This window comes from Asaia sp. SF2.1, from assembly GCF_000505765.1.
GTDB lineage: Bacteria > Pseudomonadota > Alphaproteobacteria > Acetobacterales > Acetobacteraceae > Asaia > Asaia bogorensis.
Window position 1 is genome coordinate 71,818 of the sequence record NZ_AYXS01000048.1, and the last position, 6,289, is coordinate 78,106.

A 6,289-nucleotide genomic window follows, 5' to 3' on the forward strand; every position below is an offset into this window, starting at 1 on the left:
AGAGCCCGGCGCGCTCTCGATGGTCTCGAGCCACATGGTCTGGATCGAGTCGATAACTACCACATGATGAACGCGGTCCTGCTCCAGCGAGCCCGCAATTTCGGACACATTGATACTGGCCGCCAGATCGAGTGTCGGCGCATCGAGTTTCAGGCGGCGCGCGCGCAGGCGTATCTGGTCCACCGCTTCTTCGCCCGATACATACAGAACGCGCCGGCCTGCCTGCGCCAGGGCGCAGGTGGCCTGAAGCAGAAGCGTGGATTTGCCAATGCCCGGATCACCGCCCACCAGCACAACAGAGGCCGGAACGAGACCGCCGCCGAGCACGCGATCGAATTCGGCGATCAAAGTCTGGATGCGTGGCGGGGGAGTAAGATCGCCATCCAGATGCATGAGCGTGAGGCGACCGGCACGCTTGCGTGTTTCACGACTGGTGGGCTCGACGGCCTCTTCAACAATGGTGTTCCACTCGCCACAGGCATCGCAGCGACCCGACCATTTGCTGGTGACTGCCCCACAGGCCTGACATACGAAACGGGCTGTGGGACGCTTGGCCATGAGGAACATCTTCCGGTCTGGGGTTCAGATCGGAAGATAGGGCAGATGGGGAAACATAACAAGAACGCAGGGGAGGTTCTTCTTTTTCTGAGAAAAAGAAGCAAAAAGACTTTTAGAATTTAGTCGGAGAAAAAGCGGGGGGTTTGATCCCCTCCACGGGAAAGAGTTTTTTGGTTCTTTTTTGCAAAAAAGAATGCCTCTTTGTCCTCTAACGCCGCAATTCCATCCCGATCGGCCCATCCTTGCGACCATGGGTAAACTGATCGACCATCGCGTTTCCGCTGTTCATCAGTTCTGACGCCAGCCCCTGCCAGACCAGTTTGCCATGATAGAGCATGGCCGCCCGGTCGCCGATACGCTGCGCCGAGGCCATGTCATGGGTGATGGCGACAGCGGTTGAGCCAAGGCGTTTGACACAATCCACGATCAGCCCGTCAATCACAGCCCCCATGATGGGGTCGAGGCCCGTTGTCGGCTCGTCGAAGAACAGGATGTTGGGTGTGCCTGCAATGGCGCGGGCAAGCCCCACGCGCTTTTGCATACCGCCCGACAGCTCGGAGGGCGCGAGTGCCCCGACTGAGGGATCGAGCCCGACCTGCTTGAGAATATCACCGGCCTGGGCACGGGCTTGTGCCGCACTCAATCGGTGAGCCTTGCCGCGGCCCTTGGCGCGCAGGCCGAACACGATGTTATCGGCCACGCTCATGCTGTCGAACAGGGCAGCATTCTGGAACAGCATGCCAATCTGTTCGACAAGGGCATCGCGTCGTGCGGGGGAAGCGGTAAGTACATTTTCGCCGTCGATCTCGATCGTGCCGGAATCCGGGGTGATCAGACCGAGGATGCAGCGCAGAAGCACCGATTTGCCACTGCCTGAACCACCGATGATAACCATTGACGTTCCGGCTTCGACATCGAGGTCGATGCCATCCAGTACGGTTTTGGAGCCGAAGGATTTGGTCAGGCCGCGAATGCGGATCTTGGGCAGGGCGCTCATTGGGCGAAGAACAGATCCGTCAGGAGGTAATCGAAAGCGAGAAGCAGGATCGAGGCAGCAACGACCGCAGCCGTGGTGGCCGAACCCACACCCTCGGCGCCGCCACGGCTGGTATAGCCATGATAGCAGCCCATCAGGCTGATGATGAACCCGAACACGGCCGCCTTGGAAAGACCGACCAGCACGTCCAGCGGCTTGAGCGCGTTGAACGTGGCAATGATGTAGTTCTGCGGGTCAAAGCCGAGCTTGGAAACCGAAACGGTAAAGCCGCCGAGCACGCCCAGAATATCGGCAATAAGCACCAGAAAGGGCAGGGCCAGCGTACCAGCCAGAAGGCGTGGCGTAACCAGATACTTCATCGGGTCGGTCGAAAGGGTGCGCAGTGCGTCGATCTGGTCGGTCACGCGCATGGTGCCGATCTCGGCTGACATGGCTGCGCCGACGCGGCCCGCCACCATCAGACCGGCCAGAACCGGGCCAAGTTCACGCACCACGGCCAGAACGACGATGCCTGCAATGGCGCTCTGCACATGGTACTGGGCGAAGCCTGCATAGGACTGAAGCGCGATCACGCCGCCGGAGAAAATCGCGGTCAGCGCCACGACTGGCAGCGAATAGAAGGCGATTTCAATCAGGCTGTTGAAGAACACGCCCCAGTAGAAGGGCGGTCGCAGCAGATGCGACAGGCCTGCCAGGGCAAAAAGCGCCAGAGCACCAGCCTTGCGCACGATGCCGAGAAAGGCACGCCCGATGGCCGCAACGGGATCGAGTAGGAAATTCACGGTCAGCAGCTGCCATCAGGGAAGGTCATGCTTCAAGCCCTAGCCTGCCTGACGCGCTACGTCAAAGCCCTCTGTGACGCGAGGATGCACCCCGATCGTCTGCCTTTCTGCACATGGCACCTGTGACAAACCGGATCGGGATGACGGGGTGTGAGAGGGCTGAATTCTGTCAGCCCACACAGGTGCTTCCGGTCCGCAGGGCATGTGTGTCAGATGGGGCGGTCAGGCTCCGTTCTGACGCCGGTCCAGATCGCGGAACTGGGTATGCAGGTGGAAGTCGCGCGAGGTGACGCAGGTCTCGACGGCCCCCACACGCCTGTCGAGCTTTTGCAGACGCTCTGTCAGATCAAGCAACTGCGGAAGCTGGGTTTGTGGCATCGGGTCTGACACACGGGTCATGAGCGACAGAAGGAAAGGCTCGACCTTGCGGGCAAGTGCCGGATGATGGCTTTGAAGGGCCGCGATGATCTTCGGGATGAGACGCCGACGCATCAAGGCAATGGCCAGCGCACTTAGCGCAACCAGCCCGGAGGCCATACTGCCGTTATCGGACAGTGTAGGTAGGGTCATTCCGAATGTGTATGGGCTGGAGGGCGTATGTTGCGTGCTGACATGGGTCGTCCCCGACGTGACTGACGCTGCCGGTGGCTCAGGAGGTTCTAGTGGCTCCGGCGGCTCTGGAGGCTCAGGCGGTTCGGGGGTGGAGACGTGAACACTCTCACTTCCCATGCGACGCAGCGCATCAAAATCAATGATCGTACCATCGGGCTTGATCAAGCGATGGCTGTTGATGCGTGTCCCATCGGCCAGACGCATGTCGTCGGGCGTAATGCGGGTGCCATTATTCGTGTTGCTGTCGCGCACCTTGCCGGTAAAGCGCTCTCCATGGCCGGACGGTATGGCAATTTCGATGCTGCCGCTCGCGCTCGAATGGGCGTGCTCGTCTCCCAGTACCTGATGCACACGGATATCGCCCGAAGCGCTGGTGCGTAGCGTGGCGTTGCGCGCCACGCCGTCAAAGATGGCGTCACCCGGACCGGACAGCGACACGGCAAGCTGGTCGATGGTGCCACCACGTATGACGACATCGCCGGGGCCTGTCGTGCCGATCACGACCGAGGGCGCAGTCGCGGTATCGATTTGCACCTCGCCCGGCCCGGAGGTGGCAAGAATTGCCGGCCCGGTCAGTGTGCCCAGGGAAAGGGCGCCCGGCCCGCTGCCCCTCAGCAGAAGGGCGCTCGCCTTGTCGACCGAGATATCGCCCCGGCCCTGACGCAGGGAAAGCGGCCCGTTGACCCAGTCGATATCCAGTTTGTCGTAATTCATCGCGGTGGAGACAATGGCTGCCCCCTCGCGCAACTGAATTGTGGCATCCTGACCGCAGGCATTGCCGGTCAGCCACGCGTCGTGGTGACCTGCCTCGAAGGAGAGACCCGCTGGCACCTCCCGCATGTCGGCGTTCTGCTGGAGTGCTCCGGCACCCCGGACGTGAATATTGGCGGCACATCCCGCCTCGATATGCAGCGTATAGGGTGCGGCAGCGAGTGCGGCCTCCGGTGTCGTGGGCAAGCTCGTTTCTGCAAGGGCGGGCGATATGGTCAGGACGAGAAAAACGCCCAGGCTGATACGGCTCATGACGTCTGTCCTTTTTTCATGGGGCCGCAGTTCGGACCCGCTGACTGCACGCAGGCGTCGGTTGTCCTGTCGCCGCCAGGCATGCTCTGCATCACCCGTGATTTCTGGCGAGATGATGAAATTCGCGATGCAGGTGGAAATTGCGTGAGGTTACGCATTGCTCGATATCGCTCACGCGTTTGTCGAGACGCTGCAACCGGGCTTCCAGTGTAGCAATTTCCGGCGCGCTCGCCGCCAAGGGCTGGGGCGCATGGGACGAGCCGGCAGAACGCCGGATGCGCGACAGAAAATCCACCGGTACGAAGCCTGCGATACGCCGACGGAACACGATAAGGAGCAGCGCCAGCAGGCCCCAGCCCAGCCATCGCCGCTGGCCGTGACGCGTTGTCGCGTCATCACCGGCTGTGGCCCGGTCGCTGCTTTCATCATTGTCAAAGCTGATAACCGTGCCGTCGGGCCGCGTCAGACTATGGGCCGTGATGACGGTGCCATCAGGCAGGGTGAGGATAGCATGGCTTGCATGAGACGATTTGCGGAAGGTCGACGCATGATTGAGTGAAATCGTCGCTGGCGAATGGGCTTCCTGATGCAGTTCGCCCGTTACCCTGTCGATGTCGATCCCGCCATAGCCCGAAGCGACAAGGTTTGCCGTGCCGACTGTTCCGCCGAATTTCAGATGCCCGGAGCCATGAATATCGGCGTTGAGTGCCCCGATGTTCCCGGCATTCAGCGTGATGGAGCCAAACCCTCCCGAGTTTGCCGTAAGGTGTGAGGCATCTACGCGGGCAATCGTGACACTGCCGCTGCCTGAAGTGGTCAGAGTGGCGGGGCCGTTCAGCCAGCCGAGCCGCAAACTGCCAAAGCCGTTCTCGTTCAGCACAAGCGCCGTTGCCTGATCGATGGAAATCGTGCCGCTGCCACGCTGAGTGAGCGAAACCGGCCCGTTGACGCCGGAAATATGCAGCGAACCAAAGCCACGCATGGACGCGATGATGGCTGTACCCTGCCTGACATGCAGGGTCGAGGCACGCTCGCACTGATTGCCATCGACAGTTGTCTCATGGCCCGAGCCGGCAATCGTCAGCCCTGCCATCTGCCCACCATTCCGGTCCTCCAGAAGGGCAGCGTCGCCCTGACCCTCGCTGGCCCCCTCGATCGTGATGGATGACGTGCATGAGGTGTTCAGGCGCAGCGTATAGGGGGCTGCATCAAGAAGCGCCTGAGGCGTGGTCGCGCTCGAAAGGGCCGAATTCGAAAGTGTCGGATCGGCAAGGGCCGTGATGGGAAGCAGGATGCACAGACCCATAAGGCCTATGACCTGTGGCAGGATCCGGCTCACGGTTGCATACGGATAGCGGGGCAGGGGCAGGCGGATCACCTCGTCTGATCTCCCTTTGATGCGGGGGGAGCGGCAGGGGCAGCAGGCGTGACGCTCCCTGTCGTAGGCGTCGCCGCGCCTGAGGAATCCTGAGGACTGCTCTGGGCTGCACCATTCGTCACGGGCTGCGTGGCGGGCGTGTTCGTGCCTGAGGGCTGCCCAGCGCTATTCGGCGCATTATTGGCTCCTCCCGGTGTGCCCGCTGTTGGGCTCTGGGGCGCGATACCCGTGTTTGGCACCGTCGCGACAGAGGCGGGAAGAGGCGTCGCGATGCCCGAAGTCGAGTCCGTAGCGGGTGCTGTTGCCGTGCCGCTCTGGCCCGGATTCCCTGTAGCAGGGGACGGTGTGGGCGGGGTCGGCACATTCTGGCCTGATGTTTTCGGGGGAAGGGGCGGCGTGCTCGGTGGCGTCATGCCTTGCGGGGCAATTTGTGTCGGGCCAGAAACCCCATTGCCTTGCACGGGGCTGCCCTGCGGTATTCCGGCAGGGAAAGCGCCTCCCGTTGTGGCGCCGCTCTGAGGAACGCTATTGTGGGTTGCGCTGTCCTGGGGAGCGCTCCCTTGCGCGGCATGATCCTGCGGCAGGGTCTTGTCCCCGGGAACAGGGGGGGCGGGCGGTGTGGCTGTCGGAGCAGAGGGGCTCTGAGGTGGTGATCCTGCATCGGGCGGTGGCGATGCGACCGGGCCAATCTGCATGTTGCCCGTGCGTGTCAGGGCACCGCTCACCTTTGGTATGGCGACGAGCCCTGTGCCCGAGGCGGAGACGGTGGCCGTATTGGCGCTCCCCCCAAGGCGGGCGCTGGCGGCGTTTTCGACCATGAGGGTCAGCACGTCGAAACGGCCATCCGTCACGGTCAGATGGCTGGTCTCGGAAAGCTGGGCCGAAAAGGCATCGAGATCGGCGTGATCGACGACAAGACCCGAAGCCCCGGTCTCGACC

At 62.1% G+C, this 6,289-nt stretch carries 5 protein-coding genes and 1 pseudogene; all 6 read right to left on the bottom strand.

Annotated features, from left to right (window positions below):
- Window positions 1-558: ATPase domain-containing protein (locus P792_RS39190; RefSeq protein ID WP_035440577.1), on the bottom strand; the 558-nt coding region annotated here is incomplete at its 3' end.
- Between the two features lie 208 nt (window positions 559-766).
- Window positions 767-1,555, bottom strand: a complete 789-nt coding sequence (locus P792_RS33185; RefSeq protein WP_023979656.1) for an ABC transporter ATP-binding protein — start codon at window positions 1,553-1,555, stop codon at window positions 767-769.
- Window positions 1,552-2,337, bottom strand: coding sequence for an ABC transporter permease (locus tag P792_RS33190; protein WP_023979657.1), 786 nt, complete (start codon window positions 2,335-2,337; stop codon window positions 1,552-1,554). Before P792_RS33190 ends, P792_RS33185 begins: the two co-directional genes overlap by 4 nt.
- Window positions 2,338-2,559: 222 nt before the next feature.
- A complete protein-coding gene (locus P792_RS33195) occupies window positions 2,560-3,972 on the bottom strand; it encodes a DUF4097 family beta strand repeat-containing protein (protein ID WP_023979658.1) in 1,413 nt (470 codons plus the stop codon).
- Between the two features lie 91 nt (window positions 3,973-4,063).
- On the bottom strand, window positions 4,064-5,350 hold the full coding sequence (locus P792_RS33200; protein WP_023979659.1) for a GIN domain-containing protein: 1,287 nt from the start codon (window positions 5,348-5,350) through the stop codon (window positions 4,064-4,066).
- Window positions 5,347-6,289, bottom strand: a pseudogene (locus P792_RS36185) (hypothetical protein); the annotation flags it as partial. The gene P792_RS33200 and the pseudogene P792_RS36185, both read right to left, overlap by 4 nt.

Bases quoted from the DNA above. Each gene is read 5' to 3' on its own strand.
- P792_RS33185 (WP_023979656.1), bottom strand. From the start codon at position 1,555: ATGAGCGCCCTGCCCAAGATCCGCATTCGCGGCCTGACCAAATCCTTC.
- P792_RS33195 (WP_023979658.1), bottom strand. From the start codon at position 3,972: ATGAGCCGTATCAGCCTGGGCGTTTTTCTCGTCCTGACCATATCGCCC.